The organism is Rhizobium sp. P1_E1 (genome assembly GCF_056406015.1).
The window spans coordinates 1-1,677 of record NZ_JBFUAY010000464.1; the positions used below are offsets into that span (position 1 = coordinate 1).

Consider the following 1,677-nt stretch of genomic DNA (forward strand, 5'->3'; position numbering starts at 1 on the left):
CTCTGCGACGTACCACGAGCCCCAAGCCATGATCGGCAGGTGATGCTCGATCGCCAAGGCGGCGATTCGCGACGACTGGTCGGCCAGCATGAGGTCGGGAAGCACCAAGGCGGCTTGAGCGCCGTCGGCCTTCATGCGCGAGAACGCAACATCGAGTTCGCCCGGCTCGCTGACTTGCTGGAGGCTCAAAGCCACTCCTAGGTGGCGGGCAGCTTGCTTGGTGTCCATTTCGAAGGGGAGATATGACACCACCGGGTTTGCCAGCACGCCGACAGTGGCAAGCCCCGGTATGGCCTCCATCAAAAGCTGCAGCCGTTTGGCGGCTAGTTCAGTGGCGTAATAAGTGACACCCGTGAGATTGCCCCGAGGTTTTGCGAGGCTGCTCGCTAAGCCTGCCGCAACTGGGTCACCGCTGATGATGGTCACGATTGGAATCGCATCGGTCGCTGCTTGGGCAGCATGCGCAGCCGGCTGAGACGAAGTCACGATCACATCCACGGGGAGCTGCGCCAGGTCCCCCGCCGCGGCTGCAAGGCGACTGTCTTGCTTACTCGCGCTCCGGCACTCGAAGCTGAGTTCGTGCAGCGTGTAGCCCAGGTCGTGAAGCCCTTGCATGAACATTCCGAACTCGCTGGTTTCGCTCGCATAGGGCATACCGCAAGGCCACCAGGCGAGAAGGCCGATTCGTGGCGTCTTGGCCGACGTCTGCTGCGCGGCGGCGATGGCAGGAAGGCTCATCGCCAGCGCGACTGCAAGTTTGAGGAAGGGACGTCGTTTCGGTTTCATCCGAACACCCCTCGCTGACCCACGGCACATAACGGTGGGATGATGAGATCCGGCTAATTGCTGCAAGTCACATTTCGACGCGCCCCTTCTCCTGAAGGAGCGACCGACGAACAAGCCAAAATATTCAGTGGACGAAAGTATAGTCGATATTGGCGCCCATTGGTAGCGCGGGCAACCTAGTTGGCAGTTGCTGCGAAGCCAGAACAAGGCGCCCCCCTACCCGTCGGACAGCGCGCCGGCGGCGCTGATCAGGCGGCGACGTGCTCCTTGGCAGGAGGTTGGAGGTCCGGCGGTGGAAACTCCAACCAAGAAGGGGTTCGGCACTCGGCTCGTCAGCTCCAGCCTGTCCGCTTTCGGGGAGGTCTCTCTTGATTACGCCCCGACCGGGCTCATCCTGAGGCTGGATGCGCCACTTCAGAAGCTGCAATATAAGAACTGTTCCGACGCCGAGGAATAGTTTGATTGCGACGCTAGGATGGCCGGCGCTCGATGAATCAAAGACATCGATGATGTCATCGCGAGACGTTTGGATCTTCCTTGTTCCACGCAACAGCGAACCCGATCCAAAAGTCGGTTCACGACGGTCTGGCAGTTGCTAAGGTTTGTCGACAGGCTCGCCGTTTGGGTTGGGCACCGGTGCCTCCCTTGTATCTCGAGCCGGGTGTTGGTGATCGTCAGGCTCCGGTGGAACTTCTTTACGGTCAGGGTGATTGACCGGCTGGTCTTTAGGATTGCCCCCTTTGTCATTATTCTTTTTGGACATGGCCAGTTCCTCCATTCAACAGTACGAACAGACTTGCGAGATCGAAAGTTCCGAGACAGCCAGACTGCCGTGGTCAGAGCATATGGTCCATCTGCAGCACAGCCACCGGCCATTCGCCAGGATGACGC

Annotated in this window: 1 protein-coding gene and 1 pseudogene; one reads left to right on the forward strand and one right to left on the reverse strand. The window is 59.6% G+C overall.

Going from position 1 to position 1,677, the window contains the following annotated elements:
* Positions 1-786 (reverse strand): ABC transporter substrate-binding protein (locus tag AC1D1Z_RS37120; protein WP_477853806.1); only part of this gene is annotated, 786 nt, incomplete at its 3' end.
* 268 nt (positions 787-1,054) lie between these two features.
* Here AC1D1Z_RS37120 and AC1D1Z_RS37125 point away from each other — a divergent pair.
* Positions 1,055-1,243 (forward strand): annotated as a pseudogene (locus tag AC1D1Z_RS37125) (regulator); the annotation flags it as partial.
* Between the last annotated feature and the right edge of the window lie 434 nt (positions 1,244-1,677).